This is a genomic window from Salinicoccus hispanicus (assembly GCF_009831115.1).
Lineage (GTDB): Bacteria > Bacillota > Bacilli > Staphylococcales > Salinicoccaceae > Salinicoccus > Salinicoccus hispanicus.
The window spans coordinates 256,638-279,600 of the sequence record NZ_WUUK01000004.1 but is presented as its reverse complement, the minus strand read 5'-3'; the positions used below and the strand labels follow the sequence as shown (position 1 = coordinate 279,600).

22 protein-coding genes are annotated in these 22,963 nt (G+C 46.7%); 7 read left to right on the top strand and 15 right to left on the bottom strand.

Annotated elements, in window-relative coordinates:
* Positions 1–42 precede the first annotated feature (42 nt).
* The 10 genes from GQ671_RS11340 to kynU all read right to left on the bottom strand — a co-directional run bounded on the left by GQ671_RS11340 (position 43) and on the right by kynU (position 10,806).
* Positions 43–1,344 (bottom strand): pyrimidine-nucleoside phosphorylase, encoded by a 1,302-nt coding sequence (locus GQ671_RS11340; RefSeq protein ID WP_160657184.1) that lies wholly within the window; start codon positions 1,342–1,344, stop codon positions 43–45.
* A gap of 17 nt (positions 1,345–1,361) precedes the next feature.
* On the bottom strand, positions 1,362–2,498 hold the full coding sequence (locus tag GQ671_RS11335; protein WP_160657180.1) for a glycosyltransferase family 4 protein: 1,137 nt from the start codon (positions 2,496–2,498) through the stop codon (positions 1,362–1,364).
* Between the two features lie 15 nt (positions 2,499–2,513).
* Complete coding sequence (locus GQ671_RS11330) at positions 2,514–3,662, bottom strand: NAD-dependent epimerase/dehydratase family protein (protein WP_160657177.1); 1,149 nt, start codon at positions 3,660–3,662, stop codon at positions 2,514–2,516.
* A 169-nt stretch (positions 3,663–3,831) separates the two neighbouring features.
* Positions 3,832–6,057, bottom strand: coding sequence for a TRAP transporter permease (locus tag GQ671_RS11325; protein WP_160657174.1), 2,226 nt, complete (start codon positions 6,055–6,057; stop codon positions 3,832–3,834).
* 5 nt (positions 6,058–6,062) lie between these two features.
* Positions 6,063–6,443: a DUF1850 domain-containing protein gene (locus GQ671_RS11320; protein ID WP_246153247.1), complete on the bottom strand. Its 381-nt coding sequence runs from the start codon at positions 6,441–6,443 to the stop codon at positions 6,063–6,065.
* A gap of 130 nt (positions 6,444–6,573) precedes the next feature.
* Positions 6,574–7,578, bottom strand: a complete 1,005-nt coding sequence (locus GQ671_RS11315) for a TAXI family TRAP transporter solute-binding subunit (RefSeq protein ID WP_322789479.1) — start codon at positions 7,576–7,578, stop codon at positions 6,574–6,576.
* Positions 7,579–7,737: 159 nt separating this feature from the next.
* The gene (locus GQ671_RS11310; protein ID WP_160657165.1) at positions 7,738–8,058 is read right to left on the bottom strand and encodes a hypothetical protein; all 321 of its coding nucleotides are present in this window, start codon (positions 8,056–8,058) and stop codon (positions 7,738–7,740) included.
* A 15-nt stretch (positions 8,059–8,073) separates the two neighbouring features.
* Positions 8,074–8,916 carry a tryptophan 2,3-dioxygenase gene (locus GQ671_RS11305; protein WP_160657163.1) on the bottom strand — a complete coding sequence of 281 codons (843 nt, stop codon included), beginning with the start codon at positions 8,914–8,916 and terminating at the stop codon, positions 8,074–8,076.
* Positions 8,909–9,541 (bottom strand): arylformamidase, encoded by a 633-nt coding sequence (gene kynB / locus GQ671_RS11300; RefSeq protein WP_160657160.1) that lies wholly within the window; start codon positions 9,539–9,541, stop codon positions 8,909–8,911. Before kynB ends, GQ671_RS11305 begins: the two co-directional genes overlap by 8 nt.
* Positions 9,541–10,806 carry a kynureninase gene (kynU, locus tag GQ671_RS11295; RefSeq protein ID WP_160657157.1) on the bottom strand — a complete coding sequence of 422 codons (1,266 nt, stop codon included), beginning with the start codon at positions 10,804–10,806 and terminating at the stop codon, positions 9,541–9,543. The genes kynB and kynU overlap by 1 nt, the downstream gene beginning before the upstream one ends.
* Before the next feature lie 141 nt (positions 10,807–10,947).
* On the opposite strand from kynU, the gene GQ671_RS11290 reads away from it, so the two are divergent.
* Both GQ671_RS11290 and GQ671_RS11285 read left to right on the top strand, forming a co-directional pair.
* Complete coding sequence (locus GQ671_RS11290) at positions 10,948–11,670, top strand: SDR family NAD(P)-dependent oxidoreductase (RefSeq protein WP_160657154.1); 723 nt, start codon at positions 10,948–10,950, stop codon at positions 11,668–11,670.
* Between the two features lie 24 nt (positions 11,671–11,694).
* Positions 11,695–12,120, top strand: a complete 426-nt coding sequence (locus GQ671_RS11285) for a hypothetical protein (RefSeq protein ID WP_160657151.1) — start codon at positions 11,695–11,697, stop codon at positions 12,118–12,120.
* Positions 12,121–12,174: 54 nt separating this feature from the next.
* On the opposite strand, the gene GQ671_RS11280 is transcribed toward GQ671_RS11285, so the two are convergent.
* Both GQ671_RS11280 and malQ read right to left on the bottom strand, forming a co-directional pair.
* Complete coding sequence (locus GQ671_RS11280; RefSeq protein ID WP_160657148.1) at positions 12,175–14,526, bottom strand: glycogen/starch/alpha-glucan phosphorylase; 2,352 nt, start codon at positions 14,524–14,526, stop codon at positions 12,175–12,177.
* Entirely contained in the window at positions 14,523–16,004 is a 1,482-nt protein-coding gene (malQ, locus tag GQ671_RS11275; RefSeq protein ID WP_160657145.1) for a 4-alpha-glucanotransferase, read from the bottom strand. Before malQ ends, GQ671_RS11280 begins: the two co-directional genes overlap by 4 nt.
* 429 nt (positions 16,005–16,433) lie before the next feature.
* Between malQ and GQ671_RS11270 the strand changes: the two genes are divergently transcribed.
* The 5 genes from GQ671_RS11270 to GQ671_RS11250 are packed head-to-tail and all read left to right on the top strand — an operon-like array spanning position 16,434 to position 20,754.
* Entirely contained in the window at positions 16,434–17,345 is a 912-nt protein-coding gene (locus GQ671_RS11270; protein WP_160657143.1) for a metal ABC transporter solute-binding protein, Zn/Mn family, read from the top strand.
* A gap of 12 nt (positions 17,346–17,357) precedes the next feature.
* Positions 17,358–18,083: a metal ABC transporter ATP-binding protein gene (locus tag GQ671_RS11265; protein WP_160657140.1), complete on the top strand. Its 726-nt coding sequence runs from the start codon at positions 17,358–17,360 to the stop codon at positions 18,081–18,083.
* Entirely contained in the window at positions 18,076–18,954 is an 879-nt protein-coding gene (locus tag GQ671_RS11260) for a metal ABC transporter permease (RefSeq protein WP_160657137.1), read from the top strand. The genes GQ671_RS11265 and GQ671_RS11260 overlap by 8 nt, the downstream gene beginning before the upstream one ends.
* Entirely contained in the window at positions 18,951–20,045 is a 1,095-nt protein-coding gene (locus GQ671_RS11255; RefSeq protein ID WP_246153246.1) for a metal ABC transporter permease, read from the top strand. The genes GQ671_RS11260 and GQ671_RS11255 overlap by 4 nt, the downstream gene beginning before the upstream one ends.
* Before the next feature lie 55 nt (positions 20,046–20,100).
* The gene (locus tag GQ671_RS11250; protein WP_160657134.1) at positions 20,101–20,754 is read left to right on the top strand and encodes a metal-dependent transcriptional regulator; all 654 of its coding nucleotides are present in this window, start codon (positions 20,101–20,103) and stop codon (positions 20,752–20,754) included.
* A 55-nt stretch (positions 20,755–20,809) separates the two neighbouring features.
* On the opposite strand, the gene GQ671_RS11245 is transcribed toward GQ671_RS11250, so the two are convergent.
* The 3 genes from GQ671_RS11245 to GQ671_RS11235 form a co-directional block, all read right to left on the bottom strand.
* Positions 20,810–21,637, bottom strand: a complete 828-nt coding sequence (locus GQ671_RS11245; RefSeq protein WP_160657131.1) for a manganese catalase family protein — start codon at positions 21,635–21,637, stop codon at positions 20,810–20,812.
* A 118-nt stretch (positions 21,638–21,755) separates the two neighbouring features.
* Complete coding sequence (wrbA, locus tag GQ671_RS11240) at positions 21,756–22,367, bottom strand: NAD(P)H:quinone oxidoreductase (RefSeq protein WP_160657128.1); 612 nt, start codon at positions 22,365–22,367, stop codon at positions 21,756–21,758.
* 42 nt (positions 22,368–22,409) lie between these two features.
* Positions 22,410–22,850 (bottom strand): MarR family winged helix-turn-helix transcriptional regulator, encoded by a 441-nt coding sequence (locus tag GQ671_RS11235; protein WP_160657125.1) that lies wholly within the window; start codon positions 22,848–22,850, stop codon positions 22,410–22,412.
* Positions 22,851–22,963 lie beyond the last annotated feature (113 nt).

The window sequence follows — 22,963 nt, the reverse complement described above, 5'->3', positions numbered from 1 at the left end:
GTTTAAACTCCAACTTTCCGGGTGCAGTACAAATGAGCCGCTTTATTCTGTAATGACCTGTTTGATCAGTTCTATCCTATTTTGGGTCTCACCGATCTTGTAGTTGCCGACGATCTTCTGTTCCACATCTCTGACGTCTTCTTTGTTGCTGTGGATGACAGCAATGGTGTCGCCTTCTTCTACCCGGTCACCAACCTTTTTCTGCAGAACAAGACCGACTGCGAGGTCGATTTCATCTTCCTTCGTCTGACGTCCTGCGCCGAGCATGGCAGATGCAATGCCGATTTCTTCGGCAGCAATTTCTTCTACGTAGCCGCTTTTATCTGCTTTCACTTCAAACTGATATTCTGCCTGTGGCAGCCTGGATACATCATCGACGACGGATGAATCACCGCCTTGGTTTTTAAGGAAACTCTTGAACTTCTCAAGTGCCCGGCCATCATCAATGACTGCCTGAAGCTTCTCCTTAGCATCATCCAATGTTTCTGCCGCACCACCGAGCACTGCCATCTGGGCACCGAGCTCCAGGCACAGTGCTGTCAAATCTTCCGGCCCTTCGCCTTTCAGCGTATCGATTGCCTCTTTGACTTCGAGTGCATTCCCAATCGCACGGCCAAGTGGTTCTGCCATACTGGAGATGATGGCCATCGTATTACGGCCAACGTTATTGCCGATGGCAACCATCGCTTTTGCGAGCGCAATGGCATCTTCTTCATTTTTCATGAATGCACCGTCACCAGTTTTGACATCGAGTACGATGGCGTCTGCACCTGCTGCGATCTTCTTGCTCATGATCGAACTCGCAATAAGCGGAATGGAGTTGACTGTCGCCGTAACATCACGCAAAGCATAGAGCTTCTTGTCTGCCGGAGTCAGATTGCCGGACTGGCCGATGACCGCAACTTTATTCTGATTCACCAGATCTGTAAATTCCTGTTCGCTGATCTCAACATGAAAGCCTTCGACCGCTTCCAGTTTATCGATTGTGCCGCCTGTATGACCAAGGCCCCGACCACTCATCTTGGCGACCGGTACATCAAGCGCTGCAACCAGTGGTGCCAGTACAAGTGTTGTTGTATCGCCGACGCCGCCGGTGGAATGCTTATCGACCTTTACACCTTCAATTGCCGAGAGATCGATTTCGTCCCCTGACTTGACCATGGCCATTGTCAGGTTCGCGCGCTCCTCCTCGGTCATGTCGTTGAAAAAGATTGCCATAAGCAGACTGGAAACCTGATAGTCAGGAATGTCTCCTTCCGTATACCCTGTGATGAAATAATCGATTTCTTCCTTGGATAATTCCCCACCATCACGCTTTTTAGCAATGATATCTACCATACGCATGAATATCTTCCTTTCCGTTACATATTTCTGTTGCCGACAGAGTGCCTGTTTCTTGCTTCCATATAGAAATCGACCAGTCTCTGGGAAGTTGCATCCCAGGAATAGCCCATCGCCGTCTCGCGGGCGTTCTGCCGGATCGCTTCAAGCTTTTCCTCATCCTCAAGCACGGATACTGCTTCGAGCATGCTTTCCAAGTTTTCGTTTTCATAAAGCATACCGTTTACACCATGTTCCACCTGCTCGTTTGTCGGCCCACTTTTTGCGCCGATCAGTGGTAGACCGGATGCCATCGATTCAAGGATGACGAGGCCGAGCGTCTCGGATACTGATGGAAAGATGAATGCATCTCCTGAAGCGAATGCTTTGGATAGCTCCTCTCCATGAAGAAAGCCGGTGAATATTGTATTGGTGCCTTTGAAACGCTTTTCAATATCTGCGCGCGCCGGCCCATCACCGATGATTGCCAGACTGATATCCGGACGCTGCTCGAGCAATGGCAGAAGTTTTGGTATCTCTTTCTCCACTGCAATACGACCGATGAACACAAGCAGCTTGTTGGAAGGTTTTCCTCCTGTCAGACGTTCCCGCATTTCTTCATCCCTATAATCCGGATGACGATGGACGACATCCACACCTCGTGGAATGACATCGAGTCTTTTGATGCCCTCGGCGTCCAGTTCGTCACGGATTGTATTTGATGTGACCAGGTTGAGATCCGCGTTTTTATGATTGCGTTTAATGTACCACCATAGCAATGGTTTTGCCGGCTTGTAGACCTTATAGTAGTCCAGATACTTCGGCAGATGCGTATGATAGGAAGATACAAGTGGAATGTCCAGCTTCTGTGCCGCTTTTACTGCACTTGTTGCCAGAAGGATCGGGTTGACTGCATGGACAACATCCGGCTGAAATTTTTTCAGTTCATGATACACTTTGCGGGACGGGAACCCCCACTTTCTATACCTGTAAAAAGGGAAAGTGATCGGCTTTATGCCGACCACCTTCGCTCCTTTATAGTCATATACACCAAGATCTGGGGCAATGACCAGGACTTCATGGCCTTCCCGTATAAAATAGTCTATTGCATTTGTCAATCTGGTCACGATGCCATCTGTAGATGGCAGGAATGTCTCTGTGACAATCGCTATCTTCATACGGATTACCTCTCTTTATTTCCAAGTCACTTTTGGAAGGACGTTTTCTACAATGATGCGGTCTTTATGTTCCAGAGCTTCGTTAAGCATTTCCTTGAGTACATCCTGAGTCAGCAGATGCGGCTCAAGACCAAGGTCGATCAGGTTTGTATTGACTGCATTATAATAGTGGTCTTCATTTTCAATACGTGGATTTTCAATGCTCGTGATATTCGCTTCAATATCAAGTTCTGCAGCAGCCTGCTTCGTCTTTTCAGCAAGATCCTGTACTGAGAAAGATTCGGTGAACTGGTTGAATACTCTGAATTCTCCCTGATCCGCTGGATTTTCAGCAGCAATTTCCACACAGCGTACTGTGTCTTTGATGTTCAGGAACGCACGTGTCTGTCCGCCTGAACCATATACTGTCATATCATGACCGATTGCCGACTGGATGACGAAGCGGTTGAGCGCCGTACCGAATACACCGTCATAGTCCAGACGGTTTGCCAGCACAGGATCTTTCTTCGTTTCTTCAGTATTCAGACCATAGACGACACCCTGATTGAGGTCTGTTGCACGGATGCCCCAGATTTTGCAGGCAAACATGATGTTATGTGTATCATGCACTTTTGTAAGATGATAGAAGGATCCAGGCTGCTTCGGGAAGGGCAGTGTGTCCTTTCTTCCTTTATGTTCGATTTCGATATAGCCTTCTTCAATGTCAATATTCGGCTGACCATATTCACCCATTGTACCCAGTTTGATCAGATGGCAATCCGGTTCGAACTCCTTGATTGCATAAAGTACATTCAGGTTGCCAAGTACGTTGTTCTGCTGTGTATATACCGCATGTTCACGGTCGATCATGGAGTATGGTGCTGAACGCTGTTCGGCAAAATGCACGAATGCTTCAGGACGCTCGTTCTTGAAGACAAGGCTCAGGAAATCGTAGTGGTTCAGATCCCCTTCATAGACTTTGATTTCTTTGCCAGTGAGTTCTCTCCATTTGTCTACACGTTCCTGTAGAGAGGCGATTGGTGTAACTGAATTGGAATGCAATTCGTCATCAATCTTACGTCTTACCAAGTTATCAACAATAGTCACTTCGTGACCTTTCTCGGAAAGATATAGGGCTGTCGGCCATCCACAGAAGCCGTCCCCTCCTGCTACAATAATTCTCATATGAAAATCCTCCGCTTCAAGTGTTATTTGCAATATTCACAGTATACGGCTAGTATACAATAACCATTATAGAGATAAATATATGCAGGAACAAACTTTTATCGGCATATTGTTGAAATTACACAAATTAAAAAGCAGCCGGACAGTTTTAATGTCCGGCTGCCTGCTCTCATGCAGTTTCAGGCATACGTTTCTCTTTTCTTCTTTTGTAGAGCTGGAACAGCACTATAAGGATGAACAGTCCAACGGCAATACCATCAGTCAGAAAATCACTCTGGATGAATAGAAGTGCTGTCGCCGCTGCTGCCACCCTTTCCATGACGTTGTAGTTGGTGAACATGTAGTTCTGGATGAACGAAGCGAATGTTGCCATGCCGATGGCAGCAGTAATGACCGCCCATGTCATTTCAAATGCCGTCGCATCTGTAATCAGTAATATGGTCGGGTTGATCGCAAACATGAATGGCAGAAGCAGTGCTGCAGAATCATACTTGAAACCTTGCACACCAGTCCGGATCGGTCCGGCATTCGCAATACCGGCTGTGGCATAGGCCGGCAGATTGATCGGTGGTGTATCATCAGCCAGCACACCGTAGTAGAGCACGAAGAGATGGGCGACAATAACCGGCAGCCCGAGATCCGTCAGCACCGGTGCAATGACTGCGGCAAGCACTACATAAGTTGCTGTCGTCGGTAACCCGAGTCCAAGCAGTAGACATGCAAATACCGTCAGCACCAATGCGATATAAATTTGTGTATTATCTGTAATCATGAAGTTTGGAAGCCATCCCTCTATCGTATCCGAAAAGTCGATGACGATCCTTGTGAACTTTGTGGAAAGGCCACTCGTCGTAATGACGCCGATCAGTATCCCGGCCGTGGCACAGGCGACAATGATACTCAGGGCATTTCTCGAAGCTGTATCAAATCCTTCAAACAGCTCTTTGAATCCATATTCCGATGTTACCTTTTCCTGCTTCATCGAACGTTGGAAAAGTCCGAAGAGCAAGGCCACAACCACACCACCAAGTACCATTGTGAAAATCGAGTCCCTCCATCTGATGGTTTCGGTATTGAACACTCTTGTACCGAAGATTGCATTCAATCCTTCGAGCCCCTGGTTGACGTAGCCGATCAAGTACTGCATTGAAAACGTAATGGCGAGCAGTATTGCTGCATAGAGAATCGTTCTTCCAAGACGTTCCTTGAAGCGGTATGTGAACAAGGCAATAACGATCATTGCGATGATCGTATAGAATGCAGATGCATTGACTGATGCGCGTTCTATTACGAGATAGTAGAGCAGAATGAGTATCGGAACCAGCATATACCCTTGCCTCAGCAACAGTTTACGTGCCGATGACATCTCCGAACGCTCCATACCAGAAATATTACGTTTACTTGCTTCGAAGTGGACCATGAATAGAATGCCTACGTAGGCAAGCAATGCAGGAATAAAGGCACTTTTAATAATTTCATAATACGGAATACCTGTAAACTCCACCATGATGAATGCAGCTGCACCCATGACCGGCGGCAGGAATTGTCCACTTGAGGAGGCTGCTACTTCGACGCCGCCCGCAACGTGTGGCGGAAAACCGACTTTCTTCATCAGAGGAATCGTAAATGTTCCTGTCGTTACTGCATTCGCAGTCGAACTCCCGGAGATACTCCCCATCATACCACTGGCAACAACACTCGCTTTGGCCGGGCCGCCCTTGAACTTTCCGAACCCCCGTATCGCCAGATCGATGAACATCTTACCGGCCCCTGTTGATTCCAGTATTGCCCCAAACAGTATGAATATGAAGACAAATTGCGCTGAAGCATAAATCGGTGTACCAAAAATACCATTGCTCCGATAAACAATTTCATAGATGAAACGTGAGAAGTCTCCGCGATTATGATAAAACTGTCCCGGCATGAATTCCCCTAGGAAAAAATAGGTCACAAAAACGCCTGCTATAATAACCAGCGGCCATCCTACTACACGCCGTGTCGCTTCAATGACAATCACTATGAACAGGGCGCCGATGATCAGATCGATCTCAGTCGGCCTTGCAGATAAAATTGCCTCGGCCGTCTGTCGTCTGATCAGATAGACACCCATTCCAAATGAAATGACTGCAAGCAGCAGATCGTACCATGGGATTGTCTTCTGGTTCATTCCTTTCTTAATCGGAAAAACAAGAAATACCAATACAATACCAAGTATCAAATGGAGGATCAGAAATGTTCGGGAACCGATACCCGGCAGCCCAAAGCCTGCTACATACAAGTGGAACATGGCGAGCGCAATGGCCACAATGCTAACCATCAATGCCATCTTTCTGCCCAGAATCCGATCACTACCCTCCAGTTCCTGTATCATCCTCTTTCGATCTTTATCTTCCATCATATTCACCTCCCAAAGTAATTTCGGATTACTTTGATTTCCAAATTTCTGCCCTTATATGGTGCTTCCGAAATGGTGATCCTATCATCACCCAACTCGATGTGATGCGGAAATACCGAAGAAGGTCTGATCCTGAGCACACCGCCATGCACACGCCGGTTGATATTTCTAATGATGAACTTTCCGTCCTCCATTTCGACTTCATCCCCTTCGTATGGCATGCCTGCTCCAAACGATTCCGTATGACTTTCCATCGTGTAGACATCTGTCCCTCTTACTTCAAAAACTTCCTTTACAGGAGAACGTTCCACTGAATGTATATATGTCACTGCAAACCGTTCTCCTTCTTCCACAGCAGCAGAGTACAGCACTGCATCTGTCTCCATGTCCGAAACTACTATATACTCAGGTCTTAATATGTAAAGCAGTATGACAGCAGCAATAATAACTCCCATAAGGGCCAAAAAGACATTGCGTCGTTGCAATGTCTTTTTGATATCCCTATCCTCCATTGAATTACTGTTCTTCATAATACTGCTGTACGCCTGGGTGAAGATCGATGGACATGCCATCTTCTGCTGTATCTACAGTCAATTCTTCTCCACGTACGTGAGCATTCGCCAGATCATCAAGGTTCTCAAAGATGGCCCGGGTGATTTCATACATCTGGTCTTCTGGAATATCATTCGAAGCGATGAGCATCGCCTGAACGGCTACAGTTGTCGCTGTGCTGTCGAAGTTCTCATATGCATCAGCTGGAATTTCCTGCTGAGTGTAGTACGTATATTCTTCCATCAGACCATCGATTGCCTCCTGGTCAAAACTTACAAGACTGACATCTGCACTTGCACTGAGTTCCTGGATAGCACCTGTAGGTGTTCCTGCCGTAACAAATGCAGCGTCCACGTTACCATCCTGCAGGTTTGTTGAAGCATCTGCGAAATCGAGGAATTGTGCATCGAGATCTTCCACACTTATGCCATGCGCTTCAAGAATCTGTGTCGCATTGGCCTCGGTACCTGAACCGACATCGCCTACAGCAACACGTCGGCCTTCAAGGTCGGATACGGATTCTATACCCGAGTCTGCCAATGTTACAAGCTGGATCGTCTCAGGATAGATTGTAAATACGCCACTGTAGTTATCAAGCGGCTCATCAAACATGTTTGTGCCTTCTGCACCATAATAAGCAATGTCGTTTTGAACAAGTGCAAGCTGCGCTTCCCCATTGTTCAACTGCTCAGCGTTTGAAACCGAAGCACCGGATGATACACCTGTTGCGGAAACATCTTCCAACTCGGAATCGATGATATCCGCCATTGCTACGCCAAGTGGGAAGTATACCCCTGCTTCTCCACCAGTCAATACAGTAATGTTTTCAACCCAATCTTCTCCGGAAGCACTATCTCCGGACGTTTCACCTTCTTCAGTCGACTCTTCTCCAGTCGTTGCTTCTTCGGTTGTTTCCTCGTCACTACCGCCTCCGCCGCATGCTGCAAGTACAAATGACAACGTAAGCATCAAAACAAATAACCATGAGAATTTTTTCATACGTCCTGTCCCCTTTGTAAATATTTTCTTTACTTAGTTTTAATTGTATCATAAAAATAATACATTTAAACAGAATATTCTAAATTAAATAAAGCGTTTAAAAAATACCCCTGATCAGGGGTATTTTAATCATTTGGACGCCGTCGTCCATTCTTTGCTGTTGCGGTATCTCTTTATATGGGCATATATATTATCCCCTGCGTAGTCTTCATTCGTATATACGGTAATATCAAAATACTTGCCACGGGCGGAAAATGCTTCGTCACGGTACACATCCCTCAGATGTTCGAAAAGGTTTTTCATTCCTTCCATCTTAAGGCTCGGATACTCTCTGAGCACCCTTTTCTGAAGCTGTCCATTCTGCTCTGTGACTTCCTGGACGACAATCACGAATGTTTCATCCTCTTTGATCACGTGATCGAAAATGTTCGTCTGACCATAGTCCCGCATGCTGTCACCCCTTTTTTATAGTTCAGATCTCAATTCCCAAAGCTCTTTGAAGAAGTAATCATCGATTACCCGTCTTAAATAGTCCACTCCAGAACTTCCACCGGTACCTTTTTTGAAGCCGATGATGCGTTCAACTGTCTTCATATGTCTGAATCGCCACTGACTGTACAGGTCTTCCACATCCACAAGTTTCTCAAGCATCTCATACAATTCGAAATACTGATCCGTATTCAAGTATATCTGCTTGAATGCTTCCTTGACGGATGCGTTCGGTACATAGGTTTCTGTCACTTCACGCTGCAGCACAGCATCATCGATTTCAAACCCCGCCCTGACGACTGCACGAATGGCTTCATCATAGATGCTTGGTTTCATGAGCTGGGACTTGAGCTGCTCATGCACTACGGTATCCTTCTCATATATTTTAAGTGCATGCGTCGTCTTGTACCCGAGACTGAATTCCATCATGCGGTTCTGGTAGGACTGGAATCCTGAAGCATTACCGAGGCTGTCACGGAACTTCAAGTAGTCGCTCGGTGTCATAGTGGACAGTACATCCCAGGCTGAAATGATCTGCCTCTGGATATTGGTCACCCGCGCCAGTTTCTTGAATGCCATCCGGAAATCATCTATCTTTATATCTTCAATCGCCGAATTGATTTCGTGGATGATCAACTTCATCCACAGCTCGGAAACTTGATGAATGATGATGAACAGTGTTTCGTCATGCTCGTCCGTCAATGTATTCTGGGAAAACAGTATACGGTCGAGACTGAGGTATTCACCATATGTCATGTCTTTCAAAAAATCCGTCTTCACATTCTCCCCATCAAGTGTATGGTCCTGATAATCACTCATTTTCAAATCCTCCTTTGAAGCGTAGTGCAGCACGCACAGGCGAGCCATCCCCACCTCTGATTTTCAGAGGCATGGCAATAAAGTCGTAATAGCCGGGGACGATATCATCCAATACTGTATTTTCTATGATCATGATATCCCGTTCATACAGCAGATGATGGATATCGAGCGTCTTCGAATCAATCGGGTCGACGGATGTTACATCGATACCAAAGAGCTTGATTCCGTGCAGAGCAATATGTTCGACCGCCCTTTTCTCGAGTACAGGAATACGGTCTGGAAAGATGGTGCGCTCAGTCCGGTCTTTTGTTCTTATGAGCAGTATCGTCCCTTTGATATGAAAAGCTTCCAGGGCTTCCAGTGTAATGATTTCTTCAGCCGACACTTCAATTACTGTGGCCTCACCGATATATCGGTTGATATCGAGCGCCTCCACTGTAGCTCCAGAGTCATCAAAATGAAAGGGTGCGTCGATATGCGTACCGATATGCGTACTTGTTTCAATCCTGCCTATATTGACTGATCCGCTCTGCTCTTTTGATACTGTGCGCTCGTATGTGAACGGCGTATCCTCAGGCCAATGGGCAATGGCATCATCGAGTGTCTGCGTAATATCCTTCCACATCAGGCGATCACTCCCCGCTGGTTATCAAACTGCTCATATAGCCGTTCGTCCATGATTTCCTTCAGAATCATCACGGTATGGTATACGTCCTCGAACGAATTATACAATGCAACCGGTGCGATTCTGACGTAGCTTGGTGCACGGAAATCGGGAATGACACCTTTAGATTTCAAGGCCGCATTGATACCGGCGGCTTTCGGATGACCGATCAGTATGTGCCCACCGCGATGTTCATGCGCCCTCGGTGTAACAATCTCCACTTCATGTCCTTCGAGTTCCGCTTCGATCATGTTCATCATGAAATCCGTGAGTTCGAGTGATTTCATACGTATGTTCGTCATGCCGACCTCCTGAAACATTGTCAAAGAACCAAGCAGCGGCGCCATGGAAAAGATGTGTGGGGTGCCCACCTGATACTGGCTGATGTCATGAGCCTGGTCGAATGTGTGCACCATATCGAACTGGGTCTGCTTATTATTGCCGAACCAGCCCTTCAGACTCACTCCAAGATCATGATGCTTTTCATGGACGTAAAGTCCGCCCACGGAGCCCGGTCCGCCGTTCAGATGCTTATATGTACACCACATCGCAAAATCCACATCCCATTCCTTGAGGCTGTGCGGCACTGAACCGATGGAATGGCACAGGTCAAAACCGATCAGAATGCCTTTTTCATGGGCCTTTTCGGTCAACTTCTTCATTTCCATCACCTGTCCACTGCGGTAGAGCACAGAGGGCAGCAGTATCATCGCAACATCCTCCTCCATCCGATCGATGATCGCATCAGTCGAGAGGGTATGTCCCTCAGCCGATGGGACTTTGACCATACCATCCGGATAGCCGTAGTCATCAAGAATCGATTGCACTGCATAGATATCCGACGGAAAATTAAGATCGTCGACCATAATCTTGTACCTCTCATCTGTCGGCTGATAGAGTGTCCGGACGGTCTGATGGATGTTCATGGTCGTCGAGTTCGTTGCAAGCACTTCATGAGCGCCTGCGCCCACGAGATGCGCCATCATCTCTCCGAGTTTCTCACTCATATAGAACCATGGGCGGTCACCACGCGTCCATCCATCTATGCCGTGCTGTCTCCAGTCTTCCATGACATCAAGCAGACTCTGCTCTGCAGGTCTGCTCATAAGTCCGAGTGAATTTCCATCCATATAATGGACGGCTTCTCCCAGGTAGAATTCTTCTTTATACTTGGCGAGCGTATCCTTTTCATCCTTCTCCTGTGCAAGTTCGAACCATTCGTTCATTTTACTGCCTCCTCATCTGTCCTATGTCCTTTTTCTTTCATTATACAATGATTCTAACACAAGAAAAGCCTCATCAGTGCCTGCCGACTGCGTCTTTGCTACAATGAAACTATAAGTCTTGTTAATAAGGAGAGAAAATTCATGCAGAAAATCCAAGGGAAATATGCTGTAATCACTGGAGGTACAAAGGGCATCGGACTCGCTACTGCCCATGCGCTGGCAGAAGAAGGCGTCAACGTTGCAGTCATCGGACGGAACGCCGATACACTGAAGGGTGCGGTAGAAGAACTTCAGAAGCACGATGTAGAAGTCATCGGGCTGAATGGCGACGTGTCGAATAAAGAAGATGTCGATCGCATGCTCAGTGAAGTGAACGATCCATTCGACCGCATCGATATCCTGATCAATAATGCAGGTATCATGAACTCCACTTCTTTTCTGGACAGTTCCGAAGAAGACTTGCGAAAAATGATGGATGTCAACGTATTCGGCATCTATCACATGATGCATGGTGTACTTCCGTTAATGCAGACTCAAGGCCAGGGAGACGTCATCAATATCTCATCCATGTCCGGATTGAAAAGCGGACAGAACAGTTCCCTCTATTCTGCGACGAAGTTTGCAGTCATCGGTATGACGGAGGGTGTCATGCAGGAAATGCGCCGGCACAACATCAGAGTGTCATATCTGACACCATCAGCGGTACTGACGGATCTGATTGGTGAGACTGGTCTTAAAAAGGAGACGATGACGCATGCAGAGGATATTGCGGACATCATCGTCAGCCAGCTTAAACTGAATCCAAGAACATTCATCAAGACAAGCCAGATGTGGGCGACCAACCCGATAAAAGAAGACAAATAAAAGTTATATCATGGGGGCGATACTATGGCAGGACCAGCACTAAGACAACTTCATGCTCACCGCGCGATTCATGACGCAAGCCTGGGAGGTGCAGAGGACCACGTTACGGATATGAAAACTCTATTGAATAAACAGGAACATGAGGCACTTGCTCTCGAGATGCAGTCATTCATCGAATATGTGGAACAGCGCATTCTTGCACATGCCGAAAGTGAAGAAGAGGAGGACGGACTGTATCAGGAAACAGTCAGTAAAAACCCCGCACTCCATGACAAAGTGCAGCAGCTGACGCGCGATCACGACCTGATGCGCATTATGATTGAACGTATGAAGATCGAGCTTTCCAATGAAGCCGTCGATTTCCAGAAGCTCATCGACTACTCGGTCTCCATCATCATAGTGGATGAAATCCACTCCAGGGACGAAGAGCAGTTTCTGCTTGGTGATTAGAAGAATGGCCTGGCCGCAAATGCGGCCAGGCCATTTATATGACTTTGAAGTATTTTATTGCTGTCTGGCCACGTGCCAGATATCCGTTGCATATTCTTCCACTGTACGGTCAGAAGAAAACTTGCCTGCATTGGCCATATTGATGAATCCTTTTCTATAGAAGGCTTTCTGGTCCTTGAAGTCTCCGGCTATCTGATCCTGTACCCGGCGATAACTTTCAAAGTCCTCCAGCACAAAATACTGATCTTCCTGTGTCAGGTTGTTGTATAGATTACGGAACATGCCGGTGTTGTTATCATGGAATGTACCATCAACCAATGATTCGACAACCTGTTCAAGTCCTTCGGTCTGCTTCATCGCATCGACTGGATTGTAGTTTTTCCGTTTTTCTACGACTTCGTCCACTTCCATACCAAAAATATAGTTGTTCTCTCTGCCCGCTTCTTCCACAATCTCCACGTTGGCACCGTCCATCGTACCTACTGTGACAGCACCGTTGAGCATGAACTTCATATTTCCTGTACCCGATGCCTCTTTGCCTGCGGTGGAGATCTGTTCAGACACATCTGCTGCCGGGAACAATCTTTCAGCATATGAAACACCATAGTTTTCAACAAATACCACTTTGATGATGCCATTCACTTCGGGATCGGTGTTCACACGGTTTGCCAGTTCATTGATATACTTGATGATTGCTTTGGCAATGTAATATCCAGGTGCTGCCTTCGCTCCGAAGATGAACGTCCGTTTTGTCCATTCCCCTTCAGGGTCGGCCTTCATACGGTTGTATAGATCACCGATATAGAATGCCATCATCAGCTGGCGCTTATATTCATGCAGTCTCTTGATCTGAATATCGAAAATGGAGTCCGGATCGATATTCACTTCTTCATGGAACTGGATGTATTCTGCCAGTTCCTTTTTCTTTTCGTGTTTGATATCGATGAAGCGATCAAGCACCTGATCATCATCCTGATTTGCTTCCAGTGCTTTCAGCTGGCTGAGCTCTGTAACCCATTCCTTCGACCCGAGCAGCTCTGTGATCATTTCACTCAGCTGGGGATTGGATTGGAGCAGCCACCTTCTCTGTGTGATGCCATTCGTCTTATTGACGATCCGGTCCGGGAACAGTTTGTGCCATGAACTGATGACATCGGTTTTGAGCAGATCCGTATGAATCGCAGCCACGCCATTTACTGCACGCGTTGCATAGATGGACATGAATGCCATATGAATGCCATTATTCTGGATGATCAGGAAATTATTCCATTCATCCTTGTCAATTTGCCATTCTTTCAGTTCTGAGATAAGACGGGAATTGATTTCTTCAACATACGGATACAGGTTAGGCAGCACTGACTTGAAGAGCCCCTTATCCCAGACTTCCAGCGCTTCTGCGAGCAGTGTATGGTTTGTATAGGCCATGGATTTCTGTGTAATATCAAAAGCCTTCTCGAACTCCACACCCTCTTTTTCAAGCAGTCGGATAAGTTCAGGAATGGCCAGGGCCGGATGAGTGTCATTCAGCTGGATGGAATGGAGCTTCGAAAAGTCATCAAAATTCTTATGCCCTTCCGCCTTGTACTTGATCATCAGATCCTGAAGGGACGCTGAAGTGAAGAAATACTGCTGCTTGAGTCTGAGTTTTTTGCCTTCTGTTGTCGAATCATTCGGATAGAGTATTCGCGAAATTGTCTCTGCTTCGTCCTGGGCTTTTACCGAATCGATATATTTACCCTCATCAAATGCCCTGAAATCGAATTTGTCGATTGCTTCGGCTTTCCATAGACGAAGCGTATTGATGGTGTCGCCACCGTAACCTACGATCGGCATATCATACGGTACAGCTTCCACCTTGTCAGCATCACTGAACTCGACGATTCTGGTATCATTATTATTCTTGATCAACCAGGGGTTGCCATGCTCAAGCCAAGGGTCGGCGGATTCGACCTGGAAGCCGTTGACGAAATTCTGCTTGAAAATGCCATATTGATAAAGTATGCCATATCCGGATAGTGGGTAGTCGAGTGTTGCGCCGGAATCAAGGAAGCATGCGGCAAGGCGACCGAGCCCGCCATTACCAAGACCAGCATCATCCTCTGCATCTTCGAGTGCGTTATAATCCACACCCATCTCTTCAAGCGTTCTTTTGACTTCATCATCTATGCCGAGATTGACCAGATTATTACTGAGTGCACGACCCATCAGAAATTCAGCTGATAGGTAGTATGCCTGCTTCTTCTTGTTGAACTTCCTTTTGGATTCGATCCATTTCGGTACAACATACTCCATTACAGCATTGCCGACTACTTTGAATTGTTCCTTTTCGTTCAATGCGTAAAAGGACTGGCCGTGGCTTTCGTAAGCTTTCCCTTCAATTCTTTCTTTGAGTTGTAACGATGTCATAATGACCTCCCGTAGCGTTTGTTCAGATTTTTAAGATATGATTTATGCTCTTTTCTGAGTGATTCTTCTGTCATGCGCCATTCCCAGTTTCCTCCGATGGTCGATGGCCAGTTGAAGCGGGCCGAGTCATCGAGGCCCAGAAGATCCTGGATAGGAATGATTGCCAGGTTGGAAGATGACGCGAATACCCCTCTGATGCAGCCATTGACATAGCCTTCATCTTCAGTAAGGTTCAAGTAGTCTTTTGCTGTCTCTACAACTGCGGGATCCGCAGTATCAAGCCATCCCTGCATCGTCTGTGTATCATGGTTGCCAGTATACGCAATGGAGTGTCTTGTATAGTTGTGCGGCATATATTCGGAATCCTCGTCACCGAAACCGAACTGCATCACTTTCATGCCGGGATAGCCTGTGGCTTCAATCAGGTCGTAGACCTCCTCCGTCAGGAAGCCAAGGTCTTCCGCCAGAATCTCCTTATCTCCGAGCTTTTCCTTTATTGCCTTGAATAATGGAAGACCCGGCCCCTTGATCCATTTTCCATTTTCTGCTGTTTCATCTTCTGCTGGTATTTCCCAGTAGGCTTCAAAACCTCTGAAATGATCGATACGGACTGCGTCGAACAGTTCAAAACTTTCTTCAACACGTCTGATCCACCAATGATAGCCTTCCTGCTTCATGTTTTCCCAGTTATAGATCGGGTTCCCCCAAAGCTGGCCACTGTCGCTCATCATGTCGGGCGGTACGCCGGCAACAACTTCGGGATTCAGATTTTTATCCAGTTTGTACAGATCCGGACGTGACCAGACGTCCGCACTGTCTGCCGCAACATAAATTGGAATATCACCAATGATTCGAATGCCCTTTTTGTTAGCATACACTTTGAGATCATGCCAATGTTCGAAAAACAAGTATTGGGTAAAGACCCAGAAGTGTATATTCTTTTTATGATCTCGGCGGAATTCCTGCAATACTTCCGCGTCCCGGAGCCGATAGGTTTCAGGCCATGCAGTCCAGGCAATATTACCATATGCATTCTTGATGGCCATGAAACACGCAAAATCAGGCAGCCAGTCTTCATGGGATGCCATGAAACGCTCGAGTTCATCCTCAAGCTCCGGATAGGCACGCTGGAACGCTTTATGCAGCAAGGACATCTTCCCTTCATAGAGTTTCGCATAATCTACACTTTCATCATCTTCACCAAGATCCGTCTGAACAATTTCCGACTTTTTCAGCCATCCCTTCTCCAGCAGTCGATCGAAGTCGATGAAATAGGGGTTGCCAGCAAAAGCAGAGAAACTCTGATAGGGAGAATCCCCGAAACTCGTAATGCCGAGCGGAAGTATCTGCCAGTATTTTGTGCCTGTAGCAGAGAGGAAGTCTACAAATTGGTACGCATGCTCCCCAAAATCTCCAATGCCGTATTTTCCAGGCAATGATGAGACGTGCATCAATAGACCGCTGGCGCGCTTTTTCATGATACCCCTCCTTATGAAAATGTTCGCATTTATTCAACTCGATTATATCATAGATGACGACGGCCACCTTTCAACTGAAGGTAAGGCTGGGCCATCATCTCTCGAAGCCATGATTCGATTGCCATTCGCCCATATTTTTCGTTTCCAAAACGAAATTCAAGCTGTTCAACTGTCTAATATGAATATAGGTCAGGAAAATCATCAATTCTTGATAAATGACCCGGGGCGTTCTAACAGTGATTTGGATTCATGCCGGTATCTTCTATTGAAGAAAGCCGATCCCCTTCTCTTTTTCCCCTCAATATGAAATTAAACAATTAAATACGAAATTCAACATTATCAGTTGCAGGATAATATAGCGTCTTATTTTTAGGTTTGACTAAATATTTTTATTAGGGTAACCTAAATAAAAAGGAGAGGAGGTGTAGCATGAAGAAAACACTTATTTTATTTTTGATGGCTGCAGTTCTGCTGCTCTCTTATGGTTGCAGCGATCAGAACAAGGAGGACGGACAGCCGGATGTCGTAGTTACAACGACATTCATCTATGACATGGTTCGGGTTCTGAGTGAGGGTGTCGATGCATTTGACACTTCACTGATCATTCCTGCAGGTGAAGATCCCCACATCTACCAGCCAAAAGCCAGCGACCTGGCATTGATACTGGACGCCGACACACTGATCTATCAGGGGCTGAACTTTGAAGGGCGGATGGCGGATGTACTGGAGAATGGCACATCCGTTACTGAAAGCTTTGAGGAAACCTCCCTGTTGCAGGAAGGCGAAGGCGAGGCAGATCCCCACTTCTGGTTTGATATCGCCCTCTACAAGTCGGCTATGGATACCGTCTGTGAAAAGCTTTCCGAGGATTACCCAGAACACAGGGAAGCCTTCCTTGAAAATAAGGAAGCGTATTTCAGATCCTTGGATGAACTAGATGATTACGTCGAGGAACGTATTGAAGAGATCCCTGAATCTTCCAGGCTCGTCATTACCCCTCATGATGCCTTCGGCTACCTGGCTGCAAATTATGATCTTGAAGTCCATGCGCCCCAAGGTATCTCTACAGATGCTGAAGTATCCAATAATACAATCGAAGCCACAGCGGATCTGATCATGGAAAACGGCATCAAGGCGGTATTCGTCGAGACCACTACAAATCCGGACCGGATGCAGCGCCTGAAGGAAATCATCCAGTCGAGAGGTGGATCAGTCGAAGTCGTCGGCACCCGGGATGACGCACTGCTGTCCGACTCGCTGGCTGAAGCAGGCAGTGAGGGAGACACATACATCAGCATGTTCAAGCATAATATCGATACCATTACAGATCATCTGAAATAAGGAGGCCAATGTATGGAAACACTCATCACAATAAAGGATCTGAACGTCGCCTATCAGGAAAAACCCGCATTATGGCATGTCAATATGTCCATTCCTGTCAATAGCCGCACCGCCATTGTCGGCCCGAATGGTGCTGGCAAATCGACACTGATCAAATCCATCATGACACTGATCAAGCCCATATCCGGTAAGATAGATATCGACGGAAAGGATGCCAGACATGCATTGAAAAGAATCGCCTATGTGCCTCAGAAAGGTGAAGTCAACTGGGATTTTCCTGCGACCGTACTGGATGTAGTACTGATGGGCCGATACGTACACAAAGGATGGTTCAAACGTACGAACAGGCAGGATGCAGATATTGCCCTTTCCGCCCTCAAGACCATGAAAATGGAGACTTTCAGAAATCGGCAGATATCCGAGCTATCCGGTGGTCAGCGTCAAAGAGTCTTTCTGGCTCGTGCCATCGCTCAGGATGCAGATATATACATCATGGATGAGCCGCTTCAAGGCATCGACATCACTACTGAAAAACTGATCATTGATGTAATGAAATCGTTGCAGCAGGAAGGAAAGACATTCATCGTCGTCCATCACCAGCTGGACACGGTGGAAGAATATTTTGATTACGCTGTAATTCTCAATAAGACCGTCATCGCCGAAGGGTCTGTTGAAGCCATTTGGAATGAATCGAATATCAAACAAGCCTACTATGAGACGAGTGGTGCTCATGAGTGACATACTGACAAGCTACACTTTCATGATTGTGGCTCTCGGGACAGTCATTCTTGCCATTGCCTCAGGAATCATCGGTACAGTCAGTGTCATCAAAGGCCAGAGTCTGATCGGAGATGCCGTAGGCCACGCCACTTTCCCAGGTGTTGTGCTTGCTTTCATGCTTGCCGGCACCCGGGATGCGCTCACTTTGGCGCTTGGTGCTCTATTACTCGGCATCATCGCATTCTTCATCATCCAGATCATCACCGAACACTCGACTATTACACTCGACAGCGCCCTTGCCCTTGTTCTTTCTTCATTTTTCGGACTCGGCATGGCACTGATGAGTTTTGTACAGGGAAACCCGGACTTTGAAGGTACACAGGGGCTCTCCGACTATATATTCGGACAGGCTGCCTATATGCTTCGCAGTGATGTATATCTCATACTGGTTGCCTCCGGCTTGAGTCTGCTGGTTTTTACACTATTCTATCAGCAGCTCAAAATATATATATTCGATCCTGTATACAGCCGGAGTATCGGCATCAGCAATATGATGATGAACTTCATGATACTGGCCATCACAATTACACTGATTGCAGTCGGCTTGAAAGCCGTTGGTGCCATCCTTATCGTCAATCTGCTGATCGCCCCTGCTGTAATCGGGCAGCTCTGGTCCGATCGATTTATCCACGTACTTGTCATTGCAGGTATAGCAGGTGCTGTTTCAGCTTTTACAGGCACCTATATCAGTACTGCGGCCAATGATATTGCCACAGGACCTGCAATCATACTCGTACTGTCGGCCATCGTGCTCCTGTCCCTACTGTTTGCAAGAAAAGGACTGCTCAGGCGCAGTATGCTCAAAAGAAAAGTGGGTGAACGCTCATGATGATAGAAGTCCTATTCGTACTGATTGTCACCGCTTTGGCTGCAAGCCTGCTTGGGGTCTTTCTTGTATTGCGTGGCATGGCAATGGTTACCGATGCAATCAGCCATACGATTCTGCTCGGCATCGTCATCGCTTTCTTCATCACAAATGATATTCGTTCACCGTGGCTCATCATTGGAGCAAGCCTTGTCGGCCTGGCAACCGTCTATATCATTGAACTTGTTTCAAAAACAGAACTGATCCGCCAGGATGCGGCCATCGGGTTTGTCTTTACAGCCCTGTTCGCCATCGCCATCATGCTCGTCTCGAAATACGCAGGCAATGTGCACCTGGATATGGACGTTGTACTTATGGGGGAAGTCATTTTTGCCCCATTCAACCGTATTGATATATTAGGTTTCAGCATTCCGAATGCGCTCTGGCAGCTGTCCATCATCCTGCTGATCAACATCATCTTTGTCACCTTGTTCTATAAGGAACTTAAAGTGACAAGCTTCGATCCAAAATTTGCATATATCGCCGGATTTTCCGTCGCTTTCATACATTACGCACTGATGACACTGGTTTCAGTCACAGCAGTTGCAGCCTTCGATGCCGTCGGTTCCATACTTGTCATCAACTTCTTCGTCGCCCCTGCCCTGACTGCATATCTGATGGTCAAAAGACTCGGTGCAATGATTGGTCTCACCCTCGTGTTTGCAGTACTGAACAGTGTCGCAGGCTATTGCATCAGCTTCTATTTCGACCTGTCGGTTGCCGGAACCACCGCTTTCGTAGCACTGATTACATTCATGATCGTATTTCTGTTCAACAGTAAAGGATTCATCAGCAGCCGTATTCAGAAAATGCAGCAGAAGAAAGCATTCAGCCGTGCCATGATATTGATGCTGATGAGCGAGCAGTCCCATCAATCATTGACCCGCGAGGAGATCATGTCGCATTTCAATTTGTCGACCAGACAGTTCAACCGTCATATCGACCACCTGTTGATAAACGAGTATATGGAGAAGGACGAGGAAAGATATATGCTCACCAGACGCGGTGAAGAGTTTACACACTATACACGACTCAAATACGAGTTGCCCGCCTAGAGCGTATGCTTCATAATGATTAGAAGAATTATCGGACCACGAACGGAGGATTATTTTGAGCCCGACTAAAGAAGACTATTTGAAAATCCTGTTCGAACTTGGCGGCAGGACAGAACAGGTTCCGAATAAGGAAATTGCCAATCGACTGAACATCTCGCCACCAACAGTAACGGAGATGATGAACAGCCTGGTCAAGTCCGGCTGGGTTGTGTACACTCCCTATAAAGGTAGCAAGCTGACCCAGGAAGGTACTGAATATGCAAAGAAAATGATCAGAAAACACAGGCTGTGGGAAGTGTTTCTTGTGAAACACCTCGGCTTTTCAATCAATGATGTGCATTCGGAAGCAGAACTGCTGGAGCATACAACAAGTACTGTTCTCGCTGATAAATTGGAACAGTACCTGGATTATCCGGAGCATTGCCCCCATGGTGGTGCCATTTCTGTAGATCGCATGGAAGAACAGGAAGTGCGGACCATCCACCTGACCGAGGCTGAGACCGGCATTACAGTGCGCATATCCCGCATTGTGGATGATGAAAAACTGCTTCACTACTTTGAGAATCATAACTTGGGAATCGGTGATCGGATTACTGTGAAAGATCGGGACAGTGCACTGGATCTGATTACACTGCATCATAGTACTTCAGATAAGGAGATACAGATCAGCCAGACCGTTGCCCAATATCTTTTTGTGGAACATATATAGGCACAAGAAAAGCATTCCTTCATAAAGAAGGAATGCTTTTCTTTAACTGTCGATTCTATTTGTCCTGATTCGGTAATGTGTTGTGCATATATTTCGGAGCTGGATTGAGTACTGGGATTTCTCCGTATGCCTTCGGTGTACTCTCATATTGGAATTCTGCTGCACCATCCGGTGTCACGCCGTCCATCCATTCAAGCTGCGAACTGCCTTCCCCTTCAGAGAAGTTGTACAACTTGTATGAGAACTCTGTTGCTTCCATATCCTTCGTGACGGTGGACGGTGTTACGACGCCCTCCTTGGCTTCCAGATCTTTGATTGCTGCAATCCACTGGTTCTGGTGCATCGTATCTCTGGCCAGTAGGAAGGAAAGCATCTTCTTGACGCCAGGGTCATCCGTCATCTCATAAAGCCTTGCCACTTGGAGGCGACCTTGGGATTCTGCATTCAGGTTCGCTCTCATATCAGCTAGGATATTGCCGCTGGCTACGATATATCCACCGCTCCAAGGTACACCGGCACTATTTTCCGGACCGGCACCAAGCCCGGTTACAATTGCATGGTGGGGATTCATACCGCTCATGATGGCTCCGATTGCCGGATCCTTCATTGCTTTCTCCTGTTCGTCGATCGGTGCACCGTCAAGAAGTCTGGCCACCATCGTTGCGAGCATTTCTATATGACCAAGTTCCTCGGTACCTGTATCCATCAGAAGATCTTTATACCTTTCATTCCCTCTCGTGTTCCATCCTTGGAATAAGTATTGCATCGCTACTGACATCTCACCATACTGGCCGCCAATGACTTCCTGTAACATCTTTGCAAATACCGGATTCGGTTTTTCCGGCATGGCTTCGAACTGCAATTCTTTTCTGTGGTAGAACATGATATCCCATCCTTTTCGATATATGATTTACACATGTAAGTTACCCTGTAATCTTTTAAGCAAACATAATAGGAAAAGAGGAGCAGCTGAACGTCACCGTTCAGCTGCTCCTCTTTTCTTATTGCCCTTGTCCTTCTTTTAGCCATTTCGCTATATCGATTGTTCTTCTCGCCTGGCTCTTCACAGCATCCTCTATATCTCCAACAATGCCATTTTCGTCCACCGTTGCAGACACCCCGTACGGGTTGCCGCCTGACGCAAATTGTACAGGATCTGCATAACCTGTAGGTACAATGATTGCACCCCAGTGCGCCAGAGTCTTATGAATTGAAAGAACTGTAGCTTCCTGGCCGCCGTGCGGGTTCTGGGCGGAAGTCATTGCACCAGCCACTTTATTTACAAGCTTACCTTGCGCCCAGAGACCTCCTGTCGTATCAACGAAAGCACGGAACTGGGACGCTTCTACACCAAAGCGTGTCGGCACACTGAATATGATTGCATCTGCCCAGTCGAGATCCTCGGTAGTCGCTTCCTCGATATTCTGCGTTTTCTCATAATGTTCTTTCCATGCAGGATTCTGTTCTATTGCTTCCATCGGTGCCGTTTCGGGCACTCTACGTAATCTCACATTCGCGCCAACACTCTTACCTGCTTCTTCAGCCCATTGGGCCATCTGATGGTTGGTACCAGTCGAACTGTAGTAGACTACAGCCAAATTCAGTTCTGCCATGATATCTCTCCTTCGTAAGAATGATGTCACAGATAAGATACGTTACAGCGAAACGTTTTTCCCCAATTTTTTAAGCAACTCGATCAGCTCGTCCTTTTCTTCAGGATCGAGACCATCTGCAACCTGCTCAAGACGTTCTGCATGATCGGGAAAAATCTTATCCATCAACGATTTTCCTCTACCCGTCAAAGAAACATACGAAACACGACGGTCCGCTTCATACTGCTCTTTCTTCACATAGTCCTCTTTTTCGAGGTTGGTGACCACATAGGTGATTGAACTTGAGGAGATCAGTACCTTTTCCCCGATATGCTGGACCTGCTGTGGACCTTTATTATATAGCAGTTCCAATACAGCAAAAGCAGTAGGATTGAGGCCGTGCTTTCTCATATCCTTGAACGCTTCGCTCTGAAGCGCATGAAAGGCATGGTGCAGCACCACATAAAGTTTCAATGACAGCTCCCGATTATTTGACTCTTCCATCTTCTCACCTCTTCATCTATAATTCCATACCTGTTCCATGGTGGTATCATTAATTCAATTGTACTACACCCTTCTTATTATCCTAAATATAAAATTCCATGTTTTATCATTAA

Coding starts and splice junctions, on each gene's coding strand:
- GQ671_RS11340 (WP_160657184.1), bottom strand. CDS start 1,344: ATGCGTATGGTAGATATCATTGCTAAAAAGCGTGATGGTGGGGAATTA.
- GQ671_RS11335 (WP_160657180.1), bottom strand. CDS start 2,498: ATGAAGATAGCGATTGTCACAGAGACATTCCTGCCATCTACAGATGGC.
- GQ671_RS11330 (WP_160657177.1), bottom strand. CDS start 3,662: ATGAGAATTATTGTAGCAGGAGGGGACGGCTTCTGTGGATGGCCGACA.
- GQ671_RS11325 (WP_160657174.1), bottom strand. CDS start 6,057: ATGGAAGATAAAGATCGAAAGAGGATGATACAGGAACTGGAGGGTAGT.
- GQ671_RS11320 (WP_246153247.1), bottom strand. CDS start 6,443: ATGGAGACAGATGCAGTGCTGTACTCTGCTGCTGTGGAAGAAGGAGAA.
- GQ671_RS11315 (WP_322789479.1), bottom strand. CDS start 7,578: ATGCTTACGTTGTCATTTGTACTTGCAGCATGCGGCGGAGGCGGTAGT.
- GQ671_RS11310 (WP_160657165.1), bottom strand. CDS start 8,058: ATGCGGGACTATGGTCAGACGAACATTTTCGATCACGTGATCAAAGAG.
- GQ671_RS11305 (WP_160657163.1), bottom strand. CDS start 8,916: ATGAGTGATTATCAGGACCATACACTTGATGGGGAGAATGTGAAGACG.
- kynB (WP_160657160.1), bottom strand. CDS start 9,541: ATGTGGAAGGATATTACGCAGACACTCGATGATGCCATTGCCCATTGG.
- kynU (WP_160657157.1), bottom strand. CDS start 10,806: ATGAACGAATGGTTCGAACTTGCACAGGAGAAGGATGAAAAGGATACG.
- GQ671_RS11290 (WP_160657154.1), top strand. CDS start 10,948: ATGCAGAAAATCCAAGGGAAATATGCTGTAATCACTGGAGGTACAAAG.
- GQ671_RS11285 (WP_160657151.1), top strand. CDS start 11,695: ATGGCAGGACCAGCACTAAGACAACTTCATGCTCACCGCGCGATTCAT.
- GQ671_RS11280 (WP_160657148.1), bottom strand. CDS start 14,526: ATGACATCGTTACAACTCAAAGAAAGAATTGAAGGGAAAGCTTACGAA.
- malQ (WP_160657145.1), bottom strand. CDS start 16,004: ATGAAAAAGCGCGCCAGCGGTCTATTGATGCACGTCTCATCATTGCCT.
- GQ671_RS11270 (WP_160657143.1), top strand. CDS start 16,434: ATGAAGAAAACACTTATTTTATTTTTGATGGCTGCAGTTCTGCTGCTC.
- GQ671_RS11265 (WP_160657140.1), top strand. CDS start 17,358: ATGGAAACACTCATCACAATAAAGGATCTGAACGTCGCCTATCAGGAA.
- GQ671_RS11260 (WP_160657137.1), top strand. CDS start 18,076: ATGAGTGACATACTGACAAGCTACACTTTCATGATTGTGGCTCTCGGG.
- GQ671_RS11255 (WP_246153246.1), top strand. CDS start 18,951: ATGATGATAGAAGTCCTATTCGTACTGATTGTCACCGCTTTGGCTGCA.
- GQ671_RS11245 (WP_160657131.1), bottom strand. CDS start 21,637: ATGTTCTACCACAGAAAAGAATTGCAGTTCGAAGCCATGCCGGAAAAA.
- wrbA (WP_160657128.1), bottom strand. CDS start 22,367: ATGGCAGAACTGAATTTGGCTGTAGTCTACTACAGTTCGACTGGTACC.
- GQ671_RS11235 (WP_160657125.1), bottom strand. CDS start 22,850: ATGGAAGAGTCAAATAATCGGGAGCTGTCATTGAAACTTTATGTGGTG.